Annotated in this window: 19 protein-coding genes; 13 read left to right on the top strand and 6 right to left on the bottom strand. The window is 62.4% G+C overall.

The annotated features are described in order from the left end of the window. Window positions 1-85: 85 nt before the first annotated feature. From alc to AB4Y32_RS13455, 3 genes are read left to right on the top strand one after another with little or no spacing between them, the layout of a single operon-like run. Window positions 86-1,099: an allantoicase gene (gene alc, locus AB4Y32_RS13445; protein WP_368721793.1), complete on the top strand. Its 1,014-nt coding sequence runs from the start codon at window positions 86-88 to the stop codon at window positions 1,097-1,099. After that, window positions 1,096-1,608, top strand: coding sequence for an ureidoglycolate lyase (locus tag AB4Y32_RS13450; protein ID WP_368721794.1), 513 nt, complete (start codon window positions 1,096-1,098; stop codon window positions 1,606-1,608). The genes alc and AB4Y32_RS13450 overlap by 4 nt, the downstream gene beginning before the upstream one ends. 44 nt (window positions 1,609-1,652) lie before the next feature. Continuing rightward, window positions 1,653-1,835, top strand: a complete 183-nt coding sequence (locus tag AB4Y32_RS13455; protein WP_368721795.1) for a hypothetical protein — start codon at window positions 1,653-1,655, stop codon at window positions 1,833-1,835. A gap of 310 nt (window positions 1,836-2,145) precedes the next feature. Here AB4Y32_RS13455 and AB4Y32_RS13460 read toward each other — a convergent pair whose 3' ends face one another. Both AB4Y32_RS13460 and uraH read right to left on the bottom strand, forming a co-directional pair. After that, window positions 2,146-3,339 (bottom strand): urate hydroxylase PuuD, encoded by a 1,194-nt coding sequence (locus tag AB4Y32_RS13460; RefSeq protein WP_368721796.1) that lies wholly within the window; start codon window positions 3,337-3,339, stop codon window positions 2,146-2,148. A gap of 226 nt (window positions 3,340-3,565) precedes the next feature. Then, window positions 3,566-3,919: a hydroxyisourate hydrolase gene (gene uraH / locus AB4Y32_RS13465; protein WP_368721797.1), complete on the bottom strand. Its 354-nt coding sequence runs from the start codon at window positions 3,917-3,919 to the stop codon at window positions 3,566-3,568. 612 nt (window positions 3,920-4,531) lie between these two features. Between uraH and AB4Y32_RS13470 the strand changes: the two genes are divergently transcribed. Beyond that, window positions 4,532-5,941: an 8-oxoguanine deaminase gene (locus AB4Y32_RS13470; protein ID WP_368721798.1), complete on the top strand. Its 1,410-nt coding sequence runs from the start codon at window positions 4,532-4,534 to the stop codon at window positions 5,939-5,941. Window positions 5,942-6,017: 76 nt separating this feature from the next. Here AB4Y32_RS13470 and AB4Y32_RS13475 read toward each other — a convergent pair whose 3' ends face one another. After that, window positions 6,018-6,947 carry a LysR substrate-binding domain-containing protein gene (locus tag AB4Y32_RS13475; RefSeq protein ID WP_368721799.1) on the bottom strand — a complete coding sequence of 310 codons (930 nt, stop codon included), beginning with the start codon at window positions 6,945-6,947 and terminating at the stop codon, window positions 6,018-6,020. 268 nt (window positions 6,948-7,215) lie between these two features. Here AB4Y32_RS13475 and AB4Y32_RS13480 point away from each other — a divergent pair, with 268 nt between their 5' ends. From AB4Y32_RS13480 to AB4Y32_RS13495, 4 genes are all read left to right on the top strand, one after another. Further along, window positions 7,216-8,841, top strand: a complete 1,626-nt coding sequence (locus AB4Y32_RS13480) for an ABC transporter ATP-binding protein (RefSeq protein WP_368721800.1) — start codon at window positions 7,216-7,218, stop codon at window positions 8,839-8,841. A 131-nt stretch (window positions 8,842-8,972) separates the two neighbouring features. Then, the gene (locus tag AB4Y32_RS13485) at window positions 8,973-10,073 is read left to right on the top strand and encodes an ABC transporter permease (RefSeq protein ID WP_368721801.1); all 1,101 of its coding nucleotides are present in this window, start codon (window positions 8,973-8,975) and stop codon (window positions 10,071-10,073) included. Window positions 10,074-10,095: 22 nt separating this feature from the next. Further along, entirely contained in the window at window positions 10,096-11,025 is a 930-nt protein-coding gene (locus AB4Y32_RS13490; RefSeq protein ID WP_368721802.1) for an ABC transporter permease, read from the top strand. Between the two features lie 73 nt (window positions 11,026-11,098). Next, window positions 11,099-12,193 carry a BMP family ABC transporter substrate-binding protein gene (locus AB4Y32_RS13495; RefSeq protein ID WP_368721803.1) on the top strand — a complete coding sequence of 365 codons (1,095 nt, stop codon included), beginning with the start codon at window positions 11,099-11,101 and terminating at the stop codon, window positions 12,191-12,193. Window positions 12,194-12,424: 231 nt separating this feature from the next. Here AB4Y32_RS13495 and AB4Y32_RS13500 read toward each other — a convergent pair whose 3' ends face one another. Continuing rightward, entirely contained in the window at window positions 12,425-12,634 is a 210-nt protein-coding gene (locus AB4Y32_RS13500; protein WP_342937153.1) for a dodecin, read from the bottom strand. Window positions 12,635-12,822: 188 nt separating this feature from the next. On the opposite strand from AB4Y32_RS13500, the gene AB4Y32_RS13505 reads away from it, so the two are divergent. The 5 genes from AB4Y32_RS13505 (at window position 12,823) to AB4Y32_RS13525 (ending at window position 19,135) form a co-directional block, all read left to right on the top strand. Next, window positions 12,823-13,716 carry an NAD(P)-dependent oxidoreductase gene (locus AB4Y32_RS13505; protein WP_368721804.1) on the top strand — a complete coding sequence of 298 codons (894 nt, stop codon included), beginning with the start codon at window positions 12,823-12,825 and terminating at the stop codon, window positions 13,714-13,716. Window positions 13,717-13,811: 95 nt separating this feature from the next. Next, window positions 13,812-15,404 carry an ABC-F family ATPase gene (locus AB4Y32_RS13510; RefSeq protein WP_368721805.1) on the top strand — a complete coding sequence of 531 codons (1,593 nt, stop codon included), beginning with the start codon at window positions 13,812-13,814 and terminating at the stop codon, window positions 15,402-15,404. A gap of 172 nt (window positions 15,405-15,576) precedes the next feature. After that, complete coding sequence (locus AB4Y32_RS13515) at window positions 15,577-17,013, top strand: aldehyde dehydrogenase family protein (RefSeq protein WP_368721806.1); 1,437 nt, start codon at window positions 15,577-15,579, stop codon at window positions 17,011-17,013. 195 nt (window positions 17,014-17,208) lie between these two features. Further along, a complete protein-coding gene (locus AB4Y32_RS13520) occupies window positions 17,209-18,399 on the top strand; it encodes an NAD(P)H-dependent flavin oxidoreductase (protein ID WP_368721807.1) in 1,191 nt (396 codons plus the stop codon). 91 nt (window positions 18,400-18,490) lie between these two features. Continuing rightward, window positions 18,491-19,135, top strand: coding sequence for an OmpW family protein (locus tag AB4Y32_RS13525; protein WP_368721808.1), 645 nt, complete (start codon window positions 18,491-18,493; stop codon window positions 19,133-19,135). 114 nt (window positions 19,136-19,249) lie between these two features. On the opposite strand, the gene AB4Y32_RS13530 is transcribed toward AB4Y32_RS13525, so the two are convergent. Together AB4Y32_RS13530 and AB4Y32_RS13535 are read right to left on the bottom strand one after the other, a co-directional pair. After that, the gene (locus AB4Y32_RS13530; protein ID WP_368721809.1) at window positions 19,250-19,453 is read right to left on the bottom strand and encodes a DUF1289 domain-containing protein; all 204 of its coding nucleotides are present in this window, start codon (window positions 19,451-19,453) and stop codon (window positions 19,250-19,252) included. A 179-nt stretch (window positions 19,454-19,632) separates the two neighbouring features. After that, window positions 19,633-20,934: an Nramp family divalent metal transporter gene (locus AB4Y32_RS13535; RefSeq protein WP_368721810.1), complete on the bottom strand. Its 1,302-nt coding sequence runs from the start codon at window positions 20,932-20,934 to the stop codon at window positions 19,633-19,635. Window positions 20,935-21,035: the final 101 nt, after the last annotated feature.

The following is a 21,035-nucleotide window of genomic DNA, read 5'->3' on the forward strand; positions in this document are numbered from 1 at the left end:
CGGCGTGATCGGCATTCGCGTCGCGACACATCGCGCGCTCAAGGCACTCACACAAAGCAACAACCCGACAGCAAGGAAGACAACGATGGCACTCCCGATTCTCGATCCCAACGCACCCGAATTCACTCGCCGTTTCGTGAATCTCGCGGACCCGCGTCTTGGCGCACAGGCGCTCGAATCCAGCGACGATTTCTTCGCGCCGAAGGAGCGCATGCTGAATCCGGAGCCCGCAGTCTTCATCCCCGGCAAGTACGACGAGCATGGCAAGTGGATGGACGGCTGGGAGACGCGCCGCAAGCGCACGACAGGCTACGACTGGTGCATCGTGAAGCTCGCGCGTGCGGGCGTCGTCAAGGGACTCGATATCGATACGAGCCACTTCACGGGCAACTTCCCGCCGGCGGCATCGGTGGAAGCGGCGCGCGTAACGGATGGCGCGCCGAACCAGTCGACGCAATGGACCGGGATCGTTCCGTCGACGACGCTGCAAGGCAATAGCCATCACTACGTCGAAGTGGGCGACACGAACGCGTACACGCATTTGCGCGTGAACATCTATCCGGACGGCGGCATCGCGCGTCTGCGCGTGTACGGTCAACCGCAAGTCGATTGGGCGGGCGCGAGCCGCACCGATCTGTTCGATCTGGCCGCGATGGAAAACGGCGCGTATCTGGTTGCCGCGAACAATCAGCACTTCGGCGCGGCGTCGACGCTCTTGATGCCGGGCCGCGGCGTGAACATGGGCGACGGCTGGGAAACGCGCAGACGCCGCGAGCCAGGCAACGACTGGGCGATCGTCGCGCTCGCGCAGCCGGGCGTCATCACGAAGATCGAAGTCGATACAGCGCACTTCAAGGGCAACTTTCCCGATCGCTGCTCGCTCCAGGCAGCATACGTGACGGGTGGCACCGACAGTTCGCTGATCACGCAGGCAATGTTCTGGCCGGTGCTGCTCAGCGAACAGAAGCTGCAGATGGACAAGCAGCATTTCTTCGAAAGCGAGATCGCGGCGCTTGGCCCAGTCACGCATGTTCGCTTCAACATCATTCCGGACGGCGGCGTGTCGCGTCTGCGTCTGTGGGGCACGCTCGCATCATGAGGACATTCGCCATCGAACCGCTGACACGCGAAGCGTTCGCGTCGTTCGGCGACGTGATCGAACTGGAAGGCGCGAAGCAGATTCCGATCAATCTCGGCACGACGATCCGTTATCACGATCTCGCGAAAGTCGATGTCGCCGATCAGGACGGCCGCACGCTCGTCAATCTGTTTCGCGGGCAGCCGCGCGAGCTGCCGTTCGAAGTGAAGATGCTCGAACGGCATCCGCTCGGCAGCCAGGCGTTCATTCCGTTGAACGACAAGCCGTATCTGATCGTTGTTGCGCCGGCTGGCGCGCTCGACGAGTCGAAGATTCGCGCGTTCGTCACGAGCGGCTGGCAGGGCGTGAACTACGCGAAAGGTGTGTGGCACCATCCGCTGATCGCATTGGGCGAGGTGAGCGATTTCATCGTCGTCGATCGCGGTGGCGAAGGGCTCAATCTCAACGAGCAGGATCTCACGGCTTCGCTGTGGCTCACTGAAGAAGCGTTGAGCGCGGTAGCGGTTTGAAGAGGTGACGTGAAGCGCATCGCGTCGTGCGCGGTGCATCGGTGATGAACGAAAAGCCCATCGCGGATGAATGTCCGCGATGGGCTTTTTTGTTGGCGGGTGTGGGATCGGAGAAACCCGCCGTGTCGATTGCCTTCGACCTTGATGAGCCTTTTAACTGCATGCTCTTCTACGGGCTAAGCAGCGGCTGCCGGCGTATCGCGCTGCGTGTGGATTGGGCGCGATGAAAACTCGCTGCGGGGCAGATTGAGCAGCAAGCCGTCGAGGTTGTTGCTGTTGCCCTGACGAGATTTGCCGATTGTTGAAGTCGCGAGGGGCGCAATCCGAAACCGGCTTGTAGATCCAGGGCTGCGAAACCTCTGCTAAATGCGCGTGCTATAGCTTCGGGCTGCGAACACGCAGCGCATCGATTCATCCGCATGCAGACGTGCAGCCCCGCGCATTCGCCACACGCAAAAAAAAACGGGCTGCCGCTTGCGCGAACAGCCCGTCAACCTCGAAGAAACGGGCTTGCGCCCGTCATCGACACCTCGTCTGTTATTTCACTGCACCGCCCTGGAACCATGCGGCGATTTTTTGCCGTTCGCCATCGGTCATGTGCGTGACGTTGCCAAGCGGCATTGCCTTGAGCGTCACGGCCTGTTGATAGATGCGCTGCGCGTTCATCGAGATCTCGTCGGGCGTATCGAGCAGCACGCCGGCGGGGGCGCTTCCCATCAGCGTCGGATGCGCGGAGTGGCACGCCACGCAGCGTTGCTGCAACACGGGCACGATATCGGCCGTCTTCACGACGGGCGCATTCGCGGCTTCCGCGACGGGCACGACCGGCTTCGGCATCGTCCAGAACAGCGCGCCGAACATCAGCGCGACGCCGGCGAGGGGCAGATACCACAGCACCTGGCCGCGGTGACGCATCACGAAGAACTGGCGGATCATCGCGCCCGCCAGCATGATCACGACGAGCACGGCCCAGTTGTACGGATGCGTGTAGGTCATTGCATAGTGGTTCGACAGCATCGCGAACACGACGGGCAGCGTGAAGTACGTGTTGTGCACGGAGCGCTGCTTGCCGCGCTTGCCGTAGATCGGGTTCGGCGTCTCGCCCTTGAGCATCGCGTCGACCATCTTGCGCTGGCCGGGAATGATCACGAAGAACACGTTCGCCGACATGATCGTCGCGAGCATCGCGCCCATGATCAGATACGCTGCGCGGCCCGCGAAGATATGACATGCGAGGAAGGCGGCGATCAGCACATAAATGCCGACGCAGATGCCGAGCATCTTGTCCTTGTTGCCGAGGATGCGGCACAGCGAGTCATAGACGATCCAGCCTGCCGCGAGGAAACCGAGTGCCGAGAAAATCGCGACGACGGGGCCCATGTCGAGCACGTTCTTGTCAATCAGATACGTGTTCGGCGCGAACAGGTACAGCACCGTGAAGAGGCCGAACCCGGAAAGCCATGTCGTGTACGACGGCCACTTCGACCAGTGCAGGTCGTCGGGCATCTCGGGCGGCGCGACGGTGTACTTCTGCATGTTGTAGAAGCCGCCGCCGTGCACGTGCCACAGTTCGCCGAACACGCCGCGCCGGCGCTGGTTCGGGTCCGTTGGCGGCTTCAGGCTGTTGTCGAGGGCGACGAAATAGAACGACTCGCCGATCCAGGCGATTGCGGCGATCACATGAAACCAGCGAATCGCGAGATTCAGCCAGTCGGTAATAAAGCCTTCCATGAAACTCCTCCACTTCTGATTCGTTGTTCGCGCAGCATCTCGTGTACTGGACGCAATGCGGTGCTGTTGCGCCGCTGCATGTCCGCTAGGGGTTCAGTGCATGCAACGACAATAAGATGAACTCGGGTGCTGACGGATCGCGTCTGTCTGGTTTGCGCTTCGCGAATGTCTCCATGTCATCGGCGAAATGCACGCGCTGTCGCACGTGGCGCGACTGCGTTTCGCGTCAGCTGCCGCGATAGGTGCTGTACGACCACGGCGATACCAGCAGCGGCACGTGATAATGCGCGCCGGCTTCGGCGATGCCGAAACGCAGTACGACACGATCGACGAAGCGCGGCTCCGGCACTTTGGTGCCGATCGACGCGAAGTAGTCGCCTGCATGGAATACGAGTTCATATTCGCCGACGGTCATTGCATCGCCTTCGAGCAGCGGCTCGTTGCAGCGGCCATCGTGATTGGTGGTGGTGGTTTTGAGCGCACGGCGCGTGTCGCCAGAAAGCGCAAAGAGTTCAACCTTGATATCGGCGCCGGGACGGCCGTTTGCCGTGTCGAGCACGTGGGTAGTGAGCTTGCCCATTCGCGATTGTCCTTGTGTAGATGCGAGGTTTCAGCGGCGGCCCGATCCATCACAGTTTGCGGCGGATCGAGGCTCCACGTCAGTGGCTACATACCCGTCGGCGGATTGAAGCGAGCGCCGTGACATCCATTGTAGAAACATTGTTCATCTGCGCGGGCGAGCGATAGGAAAGATAATCGCTGCCGCATGACGGCCCACTGAAAGCCTCTGCATAGGTACGCCAGTGCAGTCTGGAACGGCATGGCTACGCGTGTCCGATCGTACCGGCGCCAAAAATACCGACTATATGCACTGCGTGAATCCGGGTATCGCAACCTCCCGGGTTGCCAGCGCAATTTTGTCGCCCGAAGGTTACGTCGATGCACGGCGCGGCCGTGCATCCCGAAGACGGCGGAGCACGCCGGGTAACCGGGCCAACTGCGTTCGAGCGGGACGCGGCGGCGCGGTGGCGTGCCGGCGACATCGCGTTCGAACGACTTTTGCACTCGCCCCGACTGCAGCGGACAGTGAGCACGCGCAGATCGATGCAGCAGGAACTGACAGCATGCAACCCTATGCAGTCGAATGCAGCGGCATCGCGCAGCGGCAAACAGGGCGGCACCGGAGAAACGAATGACGATGCAAACCCATGCAGCGGGCGCGGCGCGAGCAACCGGCCAGAGCGGCAAGACGATGCTGGTCCGACATGCCGACGTGCTCGTGACGATGGACGGCGAGCGACGCGAACTGCGCGACGGTGGCCTCTATATCGAGGACAACCGGATCGTCGCCGTCGGCAGGACCGCGGAACTGCCGGACACGGCCGACGAGATTCTCGACATGACGGGGCATCTCGTCATTCCCGGGCTCGTCAACACGCACCATCACATGTATCAGAGCCTGACGCGCGCAATTCCCGCCGCGCAGAACGCCGAACTGTTCGGCTGGCTGACGAACCTGTACAAGGTGTGGGCGAATCTCACGCCGGAAATGATCAGGATTTCGACGCTGACGGCGATGGCGGAACTGCTGCTCTCAGGCTGCACGACGTCGAGCGATCACCTGTACATCTATCCGAACGGCAGCCGTCTCGACGACAGCATCGCCGCCGCGCGCCGCATCGGCATGCGTTTTCATGCAAGCCGCGGCAGCATGAGCGTCGGACAGAAGGACGGCGGCCTGCCGCCCGATTCCGTCGTCGAAAGCGAAGCGCATATCCTCAATGACACGCAACGTCTGATCGAGACGTATCACGACGAAGGGCGTTACGCGATGCTGCGCGTCGTTGTCGCGCCGTGCTCGCCGTTCTCGGTGAGCCGCGACCTGATGCGCGAATCGGCTGCACTGGCGCGGCGCTACGGCGTGTCGCTGCATACACACCTCGCCGAGAACGTGAACGATATTGCATACAGCCGTGAGAAGTTTGGCATGACGCCGGCCGAGTATGCCGAAGACCTGGGCTGGGTCGGCCGCGACGTATGGCATGCGCACTGTGTGCAACTCGACGATGCCGGCATCGGCCTCTTCGCGCGCACGGGCACGGGCGTCGCGCACTGTCCGTGTTCGAACATGCGGCTCGCGTCGGGCATCGCGCCGGTAAAGAAGATGCGGCTGGCGGGCGTGCCCGTCGGGCTGGGCGTCGACGGATCGGCGTCGAACGATGGCGCGCAGATGGTCGCCGAAGTGCGTCAGGCGTTGCTGCTGCAGCGGGTCGGTTTCGGGCCCGGCGCGATGACCGCGCGCGAAGCGCTCGAAATCGCGACGCTCGGCGGCGCAAAGGTGCTGAACCGCGACGATATCGGCGCACTGGCTCCCGGCATGGCAGCGGATTTCGTGTCGTTCGATCTGCGCCAGCCGCTTTTTGCGGGTGCACTGCATGATCCCGTCGCGGCGCTCGTGTTCTGCGCGCCGTCTCAGGCATCGACGAACGTGATCGATGGAAGGATCGTCGTGAAGGATGGTGTGCTGACGACGGTGGATCTCGGCCCCGTGATCGAACGGCACAACAGTCTTGCGAAGTCGCTGTACGAAAGTGCCGGTTGAACGCGAAGCGGCACTTTTCAAATGCGAAGCGGCGGTTTCATAACCGCCGCCTGCAACATAGTGCTTTCTTGTCGCTTTACTTGTCGACGAGCGTCTTGGTCGCCTCCGCGACGAGGCTGCGCAACCAGCGCACTTCATCGGAGTAGTGCACGCGCTCGTGCCACAGCTGGTAGTACTGCATCGGCGGGAAGTCGAGCGGCGCGGGCACGACGGTCAGCGGCAGGAACTTCGCATAGTAGTCGGCGAAGAGGCGCGTCGTCGTGAAGATCAGGTCGGACTTGATCAGCACGTAAGGCGCGAGGTTGAAGTACGGCAGCGTGACGACGACATGGCGCTTCAGGCGCTCGCGGGCCAGATGGACGTCGATCGCGCCGCGCTGGCCGACGGAATAGGGCGTCGGCGCGAGATGCGGCGCGTTCAGGTACTGGTCGAGCGTCAGGTTGCCGCGCCGGGCGAACGGGTGCGTGTTGCTCATCAGGCACACGATCTGGTCGACGAACAGGTTCGACAGGTGCAGCTGCTCGGGCGGTTCCGGCCAGTTGCCGACGACGATATCGAGCTTGCCGTCCTCCAGCGCCAGTTCATAGTCGAACGCAGGCCCGAGCGAGTGGAACTCGAGTGTCGCGTTAGGAGCGGCCTGGCGGAAGCGCTCGACGACAGTCGGCACGAACAGCACGTTCAGATAGTCGGGACAACCGATCCGGTAGCAGCGGATCGACGTAGCGGGGTCGAAGTTGTGCTGCTGAAATTTAATGCGTTCGATCTCGCGCAGTGCATTCTGGACGGGTTCGAGCAGGCGCAGCCCATACTCGGTCGGCACCATGCCGGATTTGCCGCGCACGAGCAGCGGGTCGCCGGTGATGTCGCGCAGCCGTCGCAGCGCGGCGCTGATGGCGGGTTGGGACTGGTTCAGCTTGACGGCGGCGCGCGTGACGCTGCGCTCCATCAGAAGAGTGTGCAAGACGCGCAGTAGGTAAGTGTCGATCGCCTCGCGTTGTTGGCTCATGAATTCTCCGAAATATATGTTCAGGCTGATCGAGCTGGCATGGGGCTATATGCGTTTTAATATAGAGATAAGGAAGCGTCAAGGGAGGGATACCCGCAAACCGTGCATTGGCGCGGCTCCGCGGGAATTTTGGCGGCTCGACTGATGGGGTCGATTTCGGTATCGTCGATCGGCTGCGGCACCACGACACGCGCGTCCAGGCGGGCAATTCAATCGGGGAAGCGCGTGAGGCCGCGTGCTGGCGGGACCACGCGTAATACGGAACAACATGAGCGACACATCTTCAGTCAGCCCGACGGGCGGCAGCGCACACGCAAACGGCGCAAACCGTAGCGGCGGCGCCACACCGCGCCTCGCGCTCGCGGGCATCAGCAAGCAGTATCCCGCCGTGCGCGCCAACGACGAGGTCACGCTGATCGTCGCGTCCGGCGAAATCCACGCGGTGCTCGGCGAAAACGGCGCGGGCAAGAGCACGCTGATGAAGATCATCTACGGCGCGGTGCGGCCGGACGCGGGCGAAATCCGCTGGGAAGGGCAGCCCGTCGAGATCGCGAGTCCCGCTGCCGCGCGTAAGCTCGGCATCGGTATGGTGTTTCAGCACTTCTCGCTGTTCGAGACGCTGACGGTTGGCGAGAACATCGCGCTCGCTCTCGACGAGCCGTTCGATCTGAAGGCGCTCGGCAAGCGCATCCGCGAGGTGTCAGCGGACTATGGGCTCGACATCGATCCGCAGCGTCACGTGCACAGCCTCACGGTGGGCGAGCGGCAACGCGTCGAGATCGTGCGCTGCCTGTTGCAGAACCCGCGCCTGCTGATCATGGACGAGCCGACTTCCGTGCTTACGCCGCAAGCCGTGCGCAAGCTGTTCGAGACGCTGCGCCGTCTCGCGTCGGAAGGCTGCAGCATTCTCTACATCAGCCACAAGCTCGACGAAATCCAGGAGCTCTGCGACACGGCGACCGTGATGCGCGGCGGCAAGGTGACGGGCCACGTGAAGCCGCGCGAAGAAACGCACGCGTCGCTGGCGCAACTGATGGTCGGCCATTCGCTGCCCGATTACGAGCGCCGCGCGCACATGCCGGGCGACGTGCTGCTCGATGTGAAGCATTTGTCGTCATCGAGCGACGATCCGTTCGGCACGTCGCTCGACGATGTGTCGTTCAGCGTGCATGCCGGCGAGATATTCGGCATCGCGGGCGTGTCGGGCAACGGGCAGGCCGAGCTGCTCGCCGCGCTCTCGGGTGAGCACAAGGGCAACAACAAGGGACATCGCGCGGATGCCGTGACGATCTGCGGCAAGCCCGCCGGCAAGCTGGGCGCCGCGGCGCGCCGCAAGCTGGGCTTCGCGTTCGTGCCAGAAGAGCGTCTGGGACGCGGCGCCGTCCCCGCGATGTCGCTCGCGGAGAATGCGCTGTTGACCGCGCACCGGCAGCAGATGGTCCGCTCGGGCTGGATCGACGCGGGCGCGATGCGTGCGTTTGCGAAGCGCTGCATCGAAGCCTTCGACGTGCGCTGCGGCGGCGAGGGCGCGCTCGCGCAGAGCCTGTCGGGGGGCAATCTGCAGAAGTTCATCGTCGGACGCGAGATCCTGCAGGCGCCGAAGGTGCTCGTCGTCGCGCAGCCGACATGGGGCGTCGACGTCGGCGCGGCTGCATTCATCCGGCAGCAGTTGCTGGATCTGTCGGCGCGCGGCGTCGCGATTCTGGTGATCTCCGAGGAACTCGAAGAGCTGTTCGACATTTGCGATCGCCTTGCCGTGCTGGCGCGCGGGCGTCTGTCGCCGTCGCGCAAGACGGGCGACACGAACGCTGAGGAAATCGGCCGCTGGATGGCCGGTCTCTTCGGCGACCGCGAAGGTGCGCCGCCGTCGGCCGGCCAACCGGCGCATGCATGACAGTGCATGAATGACAATGCATGAATGACGAGGCGCATGCATAACGGCGCACGCAATCGGCACATGCACGATTCGACGCGCGTCACGCGAGCCTGCATCAAACCGCAGATACCCCATCGACCAGGCACACCATGATTCTTCCGTACCGACTCGAAGCCCGCACGACGCCCTCGCGAACGATGCAGCTCGCCGTGCCGCTGATCGCCGCGCTCCTGACGCTCGTGATCGGCTTTCTGATCTTCAGCCTCGTCGGCCGCGATCCCGTGCAGGCAATGGTCGCGTTTTTCGTCGAGCCGCTTTCGAGCGTCAACGGCTGGTCCGAACTGCTGCTGAAGGCGTCGCCGCTGTGCCTGATCGGCCTGGGTCTGGCGATCGGCTATCGCGCGAACGTGTGGAACATCGGCGCGGAAGGGCAGATGGTGCTGGGCGGCATCGCCGCGAGCGGCGTCGCGATCTACTTCGATCAGGCGACGGGCTGGTGGATCCTGCCGACGATGATGATCGCGGGCATGCTCGGCGGCATGGCGTGGGCGGCGATTCCCGCGCTGCTCAAGAGCCGCTTCAACACGAACGAGATTCTCACGAGCCTGATGCTCACCTATGTCGCGACGCAACTGTTGATCTATCTGGTGAGCGGCCCGTGGCGCGACCCGCAGGGCATGAACTTTCCGCTCTCCGAAATGTTCACGGGCGACGCGCTGTACCCGACGCTCTACGGCGACTGGCACTGGAAATTCATGCGCGGCACGCGGCTGAACGCATCGATCTTCGTGACGATCGTGGCGATCCCGCTCGTGTGGCTCTTCATGCGCAAGAGTTTTGCTGGCTTCCGGATGAACGTGGGCGGTCTTGCGCCGCTCGCCGCGCGCTACGCGGGCTTCTCGGACAAGAAGACGATCTGGACGTCGCTGCTCATCAGCGGCGCGCTGGCGGGCCTCGCGGGCATGGGCGAGATCGCGGGCCCGATCGGCCAGTTGCAGGCGACGTGGTCGCCGGGCTATGGCTTCACCGCGATCATCGTCGTGTTCGTGGGACGGCTGCATCCCGTCGGCATCGTGCTCGCGAGTCTGCTGATGGCGCTGCTATACCTCGGCGGTGAAGCCGTGCAGACGTCGATGCAACTGCCGCAGGCCTTGTCCGGCGTGTTCCAGGGGCTGCTGCTGTTCTGCCTGCTGGGCGCCGACCTGTTCGTCAACTATCGCGTGCGCCGTCGCGGCATCGCGGCATCGTAACAACGCTCGAAACGGGATCAGCATGGACATTCAACAAGCTAGCTCGCTGACGTCGAGCGCGGTCGTCGCGGCGATTCCGCTGATGTTCGCGGGCATCGGCGAACTCGTGACCGAGAAGTCGGGCGTGCTCAACCTCGGCGTCGAAGGAATGATGCTGATGGGCGCCGTGACGGGCTACGCGGTGACGTCGATCACGGGCAACCCGTGGCTCGGCGTGCTCGCCGCGATCGGCGCGGGCATTGCGATGTCGCTGCTGTTCGCGTTCCTCGTGCTGTCGATGCTTGCGAACCAGGTCGCCACGGGCCTCTCGCTGACGATCTTCGGGATCGGCCTTTCGGCGTATGTCGGCAAGCCGTACACGTCGGCGGCCGTGCGCGAGTCGATCGGCATTTGGGTCATTCCCGGTCTCTCGAAGATTCCGGTGCTAGGCCCCGCATTGTTCAGCCTCACGCCGCTCGACTATCTCGCGTTCGTGATGTTCGCCGTCGTCGGGTGGTTCCTGTACCGCACGCGCGCCGGGCTCGTGCTGCGCTCGGTCGGAGAGTCGCCGCAGGTCGCGCACTCCGTCGGTTTTCCCGTGATCGGCGTGCGCTACGGCGCGACGCTCTTTGGCGGCGCGATGGCGGGGCTCGCGGGCGGCTACTACTCGATCGTCAATCTGCACTTGTGGCAGGAGCAGTTGACTTCAGGTCGTGGCTGGATCGCGCTTGCACTGGTCGTATTCGCAACGTGGCGTCCGGGACGATTGTTGATCGGTGCACTATTGTTCGGCGCAGTGACGGGCCTGCAGTTTTACGCACAGGCGATCGGCGTTCCAGTGCCGACGCAGTTTCTTGCGATGCTGCCTTACCTTGCGACCGTTGTTGTACTCGTGCTGATTTCGCGCAATCCGAACACGATCCGCCTGAATGCACCTGCGTCTCTCGGCAAGCCGTTCTTCGCGGCGGGCTGAGCGCCTGAACGAATCCATACGCGGGGCCCATGCGTCCCGGTTCATCAATCGAAACCCAACGACAGGAGAAAACATGAAAAAAAGAACCATGCTGGGCGCACTTGCGCTGGCGGCTGCGTCGCTGGCTGCCAGCAGCGCGCTGACGCAGACGGCTCGGGCCGCCGATGTACCCGGCGTCGCATTCGTGTACCTCGGCAATCCGGGCGACGCGGGCTGGACGTTTGCGCACGACCAGGGATCGAAGGAAGCGGAAGCGAAGTTCGGCAACAAGATCAAGATCACGCGCATTGAAAACGTGCCGGAATCCGCGGACTCGGAACGAGTGTTCCGCGATCTGGCGAACAAGGGCAACAAGATCATCTTCGGTTCGAGCTTCGGCTATCAGGACTTCGAGTTGAAGGTGGCGAAGGACTTCCCGGACACCGTTTTCCTGCACGCAACCGGCTACAAGAAGGCAGCGAACTTCGGCACGTATGACGTGCGCATGTATCAGGGTGCATACCTCGCAGGCGTCGCTGCGGGCTATGTGACGAAGACGAATACACTCGGCTTTGTCGCGTCGGTGCCGATTCCTGAAGTGGTGCGCAACATCAATGCATACACGCTTGGCGCGCGCTCGGTGAATCCGAAGGTGCACACGAAAGTCATCTGGATCAACAGCTGGTTCGATCCGGGCAAGGAAAAGCAGGCGGCAGAAACGCTGATCGGCCAGGGCGCCGACGTGCTGCTGCAGAACACCGACTCCAGTGCGACGCTCGCAACGGCTTCCGAAAAGCATGTGCATGCATTCGGCTGGGATTCGGATATGAAGAAGTTCGGTCCCGATGCGCATCTCGGCTCGGTGGTCGCGCACTGGGGTGTGTATTACTCGGCCGCCATCCAGCAGGTGCTGGACGGCAAGTGGAAGAACGACCCCGTGTGGTGGGGCATTCCGCAGAAGGCTGTCAATCTGGAAGACCTGAACACGTCGGCGATCCCGGCCAATGCGCTGAAGGAAGTCGAAGCGAAGCGCACGCAACTGTCGGGTGGCAAGTGGGACGTCTTTACGGGCCCCATCAAGGATCAGACGGGTGCAGTAAAGGTGCCGGCCGGCAAGACGCTGACCGATCCTGAACTACAGCGCCTGAACTGGTACGTCGAGGGCGTGGACGGCTCGTTGCCGAAGTGACGTGATGAGGTGAATCGCGGAACTGACGTGCCGAAGTGACATGGCGATGTGAATCGAGCGCTGCATGCGGGGTTTGACGCGGCGCGTAAGTTTCCATGCACGTGGTTTCGCGCAGCGCGTGCGGACGCTGAGGCTGCATAGGGCTCCCGGTCCTATGCAGCTTTTTTCATGAGGTACGCGAATCGAGCGACAGCGTTTTCACGGCCGCATGCATGCAGGCCTACGCCGGCATCAATCCTCGATGCGCAAGCCAACCTTGAGCGTCACCTGCCAGTGCGAAACCTTGTTGTCTTCGATCTGGCCGCGCGTTTCGACGACTTCGAACCAGTGCAGATTGCGCAGTGTTTTGCTGGCCTTTTCGATCGCGCAACGGATCGCGTCGTCACTGGACTTCGTCGACGAACCGGTTAGCTCGATCTGCTTGTACACGTGGTCGCTCATGATTCACCTCCTTGTGGTCGAAAAGAGTATAGGCAATGCGTGTCGTGTGAACGAACCAGAATTCATGCCGCACGTCGCGTGCCCGGCACGATGCATTGCGATGCCGCCGGTATCATTGACGCTTCGTGTGCCGCACGACGACGGCTGTAATCCGGTGCGTTTGTTTGAATTGAACAGAGGAGAAACAAGTGGAGATCGGTTTTTGCGGACCGGGACTGATGGGTGCGCCGATGATCCGGCATCTGCTGAGTGCAGGACATGCAGTGCAGGTGTGGAACCGCACGCGCGCCAAGGCGGACGTGCTAGTGGCTGATGGCGCGACCGTCGCGTCGACACCTGCGGAATTGTCCAGTCGGGCTGAAGCCATTTTCCTGTGCGTGCTGGATGCACCGGCAGTCGAGGAAGTCGTGTTCGGCACGAACGGCGTGGTGCAGGGTGTCAACGAGTCGAACGGAGCGAGCCCTGTTCGCTGGATCGTCGATCACGGCAGTATTCCGCCGTCGGCGACACGCGTCTTTGCGAGGCGGGCCGCCGAAGCGGATATCGGCTGGATCGACGCCCCCGTGTCGGGCGGCGTTGCAGGCGCAATCGCGGGCACGCTCGCCGTGATGGCGGGTGGAGACGCCGCCGACGTCGAGGCGGTGACGCCCGTCATCGGGGCCTATGCGACGCGCGTCACGCGTATGGGCGCGGCGGGCGCGGGACAGACGACCAAGCTGTGCAATCAGGCGATCGTCACGTCGACGGTGGCGGCGATCGCCGAAGCCGTCAGTCTTGCGCAACGCAGCGGCATCGACGCCGCACATCTGACGCAGGCGCTCGCCGGCGGCTGGGCCGACTCGGTGCTGTTGCAGACCTTCGTGCCGCGCATGACACAAGCAGGCCAGCCGCCCATCGGCGCCTTGAGCACGTTCCAGAAGGACGTCGATACGATTGCAGCCGCCGCATACGAAACAGGCACTCCAATGCCGGTTTCTGGCACAGTGCAGCAGCTACTGCGCCTGGGTGCAGCCATGGGACTGGCGGACGCCGATTTGTCCGGTTTCATCGACGTGTTGCACACGCCGCGCAAAAAAGCGTAGCGGGGCACCGCGGTGGCCCGGGGAGCGGCGCGTTCCATGCGATAACCTGCTAAAATATTTGGTTTTTCGCCGATCTACATTCAAAGGGACGCGCCGTGCTGTCTACTGCCAACATCACCATGCAATTCGGGCCGAAGCCCCTGTTCGAGAACATCTCGGTTAAATTCGGCGAAGGCAACCGCTACGGCCTGATCGGTGCGAACGGTTGCGGCAAATCGACGTTCATGAAAATCCTGGGCGGCGACCTGGAGCAGAGCTCCGGAAATGTAATGCTTGAGCCGAACATTCGTCTCGGCAAGCTGCGTCAGGACCAGTTTGCGTACGAAGACGTTCGCGTGCTCGACGTCGTGATGATGGGCCACGCGGAAATGTGGGCGGCGATGACCGAGCGCGATGCGATCTACGCGAATCCGGAAGCCACCGACGACGACTACATGCACGCGGCCGAACTCGAAGCGAAGTTTGCCGAGTACGACGGCTACACGGCGGAAGCGCGCGCGGGTGAACTGCTGCTCGGTATTGGCATCGCGATCGACCTGCACAATGGTCCGATGAGCAATGTCGCGCCGGGCTGGAAACTGCGCGTGCTGCTGGCGCAGGCGCTGTTCTCGAAGCCTGACGTGTTGCTGCTGGACGAGCCGACCAATAACCTGGACATCAACTCGATCCGCTGGCTTGAGGACGTGCTGAACGAATACGACTCGACGATGATCATCATCTCGCACGATCGTCACTTCCTGAACCAGGTCTGCACGCACATGGCGGACATGGACTACGGCACGCTGAAGGTCTACCCGGGAAACTACGACGACTACATGCTCGCGAGCACGCAGGCGCGCGAGCGCCAGCAGGCCGCGAATGCGAAGGCGAAGGAGCGCGTCGCCGACCTGCAGGACTTTGTGCGCCGCTTCTCGGCCAACAAGTCGAAGGCGCGTCAGGCAACCAGCCGCCTGAAGATGATCGACAAGATCAAGATCGAGGAATTCAAGCCGTCGTCGCGTCAGAATCCGTTCATCCGCTTCGAGTACGAGAAGAAACTGCACAATATTGCAGTGGTCGCGGAAGAGATCACGAAGAAATACGATCGCACGATTTTCCGGAAGTTCAACTTTAGCGTGCAGCCGGGCGAGCGCATTGCGATCATCGGCGAAAACGGCGCGGGCAAGACGACGCTGTTGCGATCGCTGTATGGCAATCTCACAGTCGACCACGGCACGATCAAGTGGGCCGAAAACGCGAACGTCGGGTATATGCCGCAAGACACGTACGAAGAGTTTCCGGACGACGTCACGCTCATGGACTGGATCGACCATTACCGCAAGGAAGGTGACGACGAGCAGATGGTGCGCGGCACGCTTGGTCGCCTGCTTTTTAATGCAGACGACATCAAGAAGTCGGTGAAGGTGCTTTCCGGTGGCGAGAAGGGCCGGATGATCTGGGGCAAGCTGATGCTGGGCCGGCATAACGTGCTGCTGATGGACGAGCCGACCAACCACATGGACATGGAGTCGATCGAATCGCTGCAGATCGCACTGGAAAAGTACGACGGCACGCTGATTTTCGTTTCGCATGACCGTGAATTCGTGAGCGGCCTCGCCAACCGCATCATCGAAGTGAAGACGGACGGCACGCTGAACGATTTCGGCGGCAATTACGAAGACTTCCTGGCGAGCCAGGGCGTGCAGTAAGCAAGCGTTACCGCTTGGCTTCTTGCGGAAACCCGCTTCAGACGAAGCGGGTTTTTTATTTCGAGCGGTAACGCTATGGTGTTGCCCGGACCGATTAGTCTTGCGTGTGTCTGAATGCGTCCTATGCCGGCGAGTAAAATAAACCCATTATCCGGGCGACAGGACAGAAGACATGAAGACCTTTGAGCACTTCTACATCGACGGCAAATGGATCAAGCCATGTGGCACCGGCGCGATCGACGTGATCGATTCGGGCACCGAGGAGATTTTGGGCCGCATTCCCGAAGGCATCGAAGCGGATGCCGAAGAGGCGATCAACGCTGCGCGTGCCGCATTCGACAGTTGGGCGGCGACGCCACCCAGGGAGCGCGCCAGGTACCTGCAAAAGATTGCCGATAACCTGAAGGCGCGTACCGATGAACTCGCCGGCTATATCTGCGGCGAAGTCGGCATGCCGATCAAACTTGCGCGTGCGATTCAGGTGGGTGGTCCCGTGTACAACTGGAATGCCTACGCAAAGCTGGCAGGTGAATTCCTGTTCGAAGAGCAGGTCGGCAATTCGCTCGTCGTGCGAGAACCGGTCGGTGTCGTGGCCGCGATCACGCCGTGGAACTATCCGCTAAACCAGATCACGCTGAAGGTTGCAGCGGCGCTTGCTGCGGGCTGCACTATCGTGCTCAAGCCGTCGGAAGTCGCGCCGCTGAATGCGTTCGTGCTCGCCGAAGCGATTCATGATGCAGGACTGCCCGCTGGTGTATTCAATCTCGTCTGTGGGTACGGACCGGTTGTCGGCGAAGTGCTCGCCAGTCACCCGTCCGTCGACATGGTGTCGTTCACGGGCTCCACGCGCGCGGGAAAGCGCGTATCGGAACTGGCAGCGGCATCGGTGAAGCGTGTCGCGCTGGAACTGGGCGGCAAGTCGGCGTCGGTGATACTCGACGATGCGGATTTTGCAGCGGCGGTCAAGGGCACGGTGAACGCGTGCTTCCTGAATTCGGGGCAAACCTGTTCCGCGCATACACGCATGATCGTGCCGGAATCGCACTATGACGAAGTGCGCGAACTTGCGAAGAAGGCGGCCGAGGTCTTCGTGGCGGGCGATCCGCGTGCCGAGACGACGCGTCTTGGTCCGCTCTCTTCGGCTGCACAGCAAGCGCGCGTGCAGCACTATATTGCGCGTGGCATTGAGGAAGGCGCGGATCTCGTGACAGGCGGTCTGGGCATGCCGGACGGAGTGTCCAAAGGCTTCTTCGTCAAGCCGACGGTGTTCGGCCGTGTGCATCCGAAAGCAACGATCGCACAGGAGGAAATCTTCGGGCCCGTCCTGACGATCCTCACATACAAGGACGAAGACGAAGCCGCGCGCATCGCCAATGATTCGCTATACGGTCTCGGTGGTGCGGTATGGGCGGGCAGCGACGAGCGCGCGATCGGCGTCGCGCGGCGCATCCGCACGGGGCAGGTCGACATCAATGGCGGCGCATGGAACATGGCCGCTCCGTTCGGCGGCTTCAAGCAGTCCGGGCACGGCCGCGAGAACGGTACGTACGGACTCGAAGAGTATCTTGAGTACAAGTCGATGCAGTTAAAGGTCAACAAGCCTGCGTAGATCTGCACCTATCTGCATGAACGCGATGCGCTGCGATTTATCTCGTCACCGCATGCACTGCAGATGACGAAGCGCAACCAAAGTGCGTGTCCTCGACGGGCGCGCACTTTTGTTTGACTTCACTCAACATACTGCATTCGCCAGTTGCGACCATCGAGGCTTTGCGTCGAATCCCATCGACGACGGAGGCCTCTCATGTTTCCCTCTCATCCGTTTGCGCCGCTCGTGATTCGTGGGCGGTCGCTGTTGCCCGTCGTGCAGGGCGGCATGGGCGTCGGCGTGTCCGCGCACCGCCTTGCAGGCAGCGTGGCGCGCGAAGGTGCGTTCGGCACGATCGCAAGTATCGACCTGCGCCACCATCATCCCGATCTGCTCGAACGCTGCCGCGCGATACCCGATCGCGCGACGCTGGAAGACGCGAATCGCACCGCGCTTGCGCGCGAAATCGTAGCCGCGCGCACGCTGGGCGAAGGGCGCGGAATGATCGCCGTCAATGTGATGAAGGCGGTCAACGCCCACGCGGATTACGTGCGGATCGCCTGCGAAAAGGGCGCCGATGCAATCGTCATGGGCGCAGGTTTACCGCTCGATCTGCCGGATATGACACAGGGGCACGATATTGCATTGATCCCGATCCTGTCCGATAGCCGCGGCGTCGGCGTCGTGTTGAAGAAGTGGATCAAGAAAGGCCGCTTGCCCGATGCGATCGTTATCGAGCATCCCGCTCACGCGGGCGGTCATCTCGGCGTGACGAATCTCGACGACATGTACGATGCGCGCTTCGAATTCGCGCGGGTATTGCAGGAGATCGACGAACTGTTCAATTCGTTGCAGATCAGCCGAACTGAAGTGCCTGTGATCGTTGCAGGTGGCATCAACAGTCATGCCGCTGTGCGCACCTGTCTGGAGGCAGGCGCAAACGGCGTGCAGATCGGCACGCCATTCGCCGTCACCGAGGAGGGCGACGCCCATCCGAATTTCAAGCGCGTGCTGGCTGATGCTAAGCCCGATGACATCGTGGAATTCGTCAGCGTGACGGGCCTTCCGGCGCGCGCAGTGAAGACGCCGTGGCTCGATCGCTATCTGCGTAATGAGACCCGCATTCGCACGAAGATCGGTGCACTCAAGCGCGCGTGTCCGACTGCACTCGAGTGTCTGAGTGCATGTGGTTTGCGCGACGGCATCGAAAAGTTCGGCCACTTCTGCATCGATACGCGGCTGGCTGCTGCACTGCGCGGTGATGTAGCCAACGGCCTGTTCTTCCGTGGACGCGAAGCACTGCCATTCGGCAATGCAATTCGCAGTGTGCGGGATCTCCTGGAACTGTTGCTGACGGGTGTTGCGCGACCGGCTGTCGCAGGGCGCCTGGCATTTTCCCTGGGTTGACGGCGGTCAATGAGCGCACCCTGACGAGCTTCGACAATCGACCGCGCGTTACTACATTGGTCACGCAATCACAAAAAAATCAGGGTAGCTTATGACCGGAAACACTCGATTGATCGCGGCCACTCTCTGCGCAGCAGGGATAGCGCTGACGACTCCACACGCCTTCGCAGCAGACAGCGATTCGACTTCAGGCATTCATGCGGGCGACACACTCGTGCGCCTGCGCGCCATCACGATCGTGCCGCAGGTTCGCACCAGCGATATGTTGTCGACGCTCAACGTCGGCGTCAACAACGCAACCGTGCCTGAACTCGATTTCACGTACATGATCCGCGACAACATCGGCGTGGAACTGATTCTCGGCACGTCGCGGCATCAACTGACTTCGAGCCTCGGCGGACTGGGCGGTGTCAACGTCCTGCCGCCGACGTTGTTGCTGCAATATCACTTCAACCATCAGGGGCAGGTTCGGCCGTACGTCGGCGCGGGTGTGAACTATACGTACTTCTACAATAACGGGCTGCATGCGGGTGGTCAGGACATTTCGATCAAGCGCAGTAGTTTCGGTCCGGCACTGCAGATGGGCGTCGACGTGCAAGTGACGAAATCGGTATTCGCCAACGTAGATGTCAAGAAAGTCTGGATGAAAACGGATGCATCGCTCAACGGCACGCCGCTCGGCACGCTGCATATCGACCCGTTGATCGTCGGCGTGGGTGTCGGGATGAAGTTCTAAGCGCGACGAAGACCTCGATGCAATAAAAAACGCCGGCTCTCATACCAGCCGGCGTTTTGTTTTGTCGTCTTCACCGGGACCTCCTGCAAAAAACTGCATCGAGGTCCAGGCGAATCACAGCTTGTCGTACTTGAATCGCATTGCGGTGCCTTCGCGTTCGATGCGTTCCCACACGACGCGCTTCTCCTCATCGGTGAGGAACACCCAGTTCGACACTTCCTCCGCCGTACGGCCACAGCCCTTGCAGACCTCGTCGAAAAGCGTCGAGCAAACGCCGATGCAGGGACTATCAGGGAGGTCGTGCAGATTCGAAGACATCGAGTTACCTTGGATCGGAAATGCGTGCGGTCCGCTATGGTAAACCAAAAGCGCAATCGGCTTCCGGCGCCGCTTCGGTGCTGGCGGCGACTGCAATCGAGTGCTTCTAAGCATGGTCGACTCCGACTGCATCACCGATGCATCGCGCCACGAGCCGGTGCACGCGCAAGCACTCTCATTCATCCCGTCGCCGTCTCCCAGATCAGTGCGCCGTTCAGCGCGATGATCCCCGCCGCGCAAGCCCACGCGAGCGCGAGCGGCGCCCCGTGCACGCGCCAGCCACGCATCAGCCGCGCGTCCGACGCAAAGCGGATCAACGGCACCACCGCTAGCGGCAATTGCAGGCTCAGCACGACCTGGCTTGCCACCAGCAGTTGCGCCGAGCCGTGAGGCCCGAACAGGGCAACGGCCACGAGCGCCGGACCGATCGCCAGCGAGCGCGTCAGCAGCGCGCGCTGCCAGCGCGGCAGGCGAATCTGCAGGAAGCCTTCCATCACGGCCTGGCCGGCGAGCGTGCCCGTCACGGTCGCGCTGAGTCCGCACGCGAGCAACGCGGCCGCGAACAGAACCGCCGCCCAGCGCGAGCCGACGATCGGCGCGATGAGCCGGTGCGCGTCGGCGAGATCGGTGACGTTGTGATGCCCGCTCGCATGGAACACGGCCGCCGACACGATCAGAAGCGCAGCATTGATCACGAAAGCCAGTGAAAGCGAGCTGAAGGTGCCGAAGTTGACGCCGCGCAGCGCGCGGGCGATGTCGGCGCTGCTGGCGGAGCGCGCATGCGTCTTGACGAGCGCCGAGTGCAGATAGAGGTTGTGCGGCATCACGGTCGCTCCGAGGATGCCCGCCGCGAGCCACACCATGCCCGCGTCGCGTAATAGCGTGGGGCTTGGCGCTGCGCCCGCCAGAGCCGCGCGCCAGTCGGGCCGGGCGAGCGCCAGCTCGACCACGAAGCACATCCCGACGAAGATGATCAACGCGACCACGGACGTCTCCAGTGTGCGCCGGCCGTGCCGCTGCAGCGCGAGCATCGCGAAGGTGCCGACGGCCGACATCAGCACGCCTACTGTCAGCGACACGCCCAACAGCAGCTCCAACGCCACAGCGCTGCCGACCACTTCGGCGACATCGCACGCGATGATCGCGATCTCGCTCGTGACCCACAAAAAGAGCGTCGTGCGGCGGCCCGTGCGTTCGCGGCAGACCTGCGCGAGGTCGCGCCCCGTCACGACGCCGAGCCGCGACGAGACCCACTGCAGCAGCATGGCCATCAGACTCGAGATGAGCACGACGCTGAGCAGCTGGTAGCCGTAGCCTGCACCGCCCGCGAGCGCCGTCGCCCAGTTGCCGGGGTCCATGTAGCCGACAGCGACGAGCGCGCCCGCGCCGACGAACCCCAGCCAGTTTTTGGGGCGCGGCCGTCCCGGGTCGCCACGGCGTCGGCGGCGGGACGGATCGAGTGCGAACGGGTTCGTGTTCATCGCAGTGTGATGGGCTGACGGGCCCAAGCTTTCGGTGCAGCAAGCGTGCCTGCCACGTATTCTCGGTACGCCGCTTGCCTACCACTATCTGGGCTTATTTG

It is taken from the genome of Paraburkholderia phymatum, assembly GCF_040965635.1.
Taxonomy (GTDB): domain Bacteria; phylum Pseudomonadota; class Gammaproteobacteria; order Burkholderiales; family Burkholderiaceae; genus Paraburkholderia; species Paraburkholderia phymatum_B.